Source organism: Pseudomonas sp. SF2, assembly GCF_036858055.1.
In the GTDB taxonomy this organism is placed as follows: domain Bacteria; phylum Pseudomonadota; class Gammaproteobacteria; order Pseudomonadales; family Pseudomonadaceae; genus Aquipseudomonas.
Map to the genome: position 1 here is coordinate 1 of NZ_JAMBDI010000096.1, position 446 is coordinate 446.

A 446-nucleotide genomic window follows, 5' to 3' on the forward strand; every position below is an offset into this window, starting at 1 on the left:
GATACGGAACAGCGGATGGGTTTGGCCTTCGCCTTGGTAGAAGTAGGTGACACCGGGGGTGGTTTTGGTTTCGTCGGTCATGGAATGGTCATCATATGAGTTATGTGCCACCCGTCCGTTTCCACACATTGGGGTGACAGCTGCACACGGGGTGGAAAACCAGGCATATGATGAACCCGGTAGGCCCGAAAGCCTCCCGCGTACAGCTGTCATGTCAACAATCATCATATGTCTTGCCAGGTTTCCACACCCGATCGCTGAACCGTCAGCGACAGGCAAAGCCTAGAGTGCGGGATTTGCAGGAACAATCAGACGCGTGTCGACAGAGGTTGTAGGGTATTTCGCAGGGGGTGGAGTTGCCAGTCCCGAGGCGTAGGAAGAGTCTGGGATTTTTGTAGGTTGCTGGGGGCATGTCTTGAGAATGCGTCAGGGCTGACAGGTGTTCG

General features: G+C 54.9%; 1 pseudogene. It reads right to left on the bottom strand.

Features of this window, described 5'->3' with window-relative positions:
• Positions 1-81, bottom strand: a pseudogene (locus M2S36_RS25250) (DUF3077 domain-containing protein); the annotation flags it as partial.
• Positions 82-446 lie beyond the last annotated feature (365 nt).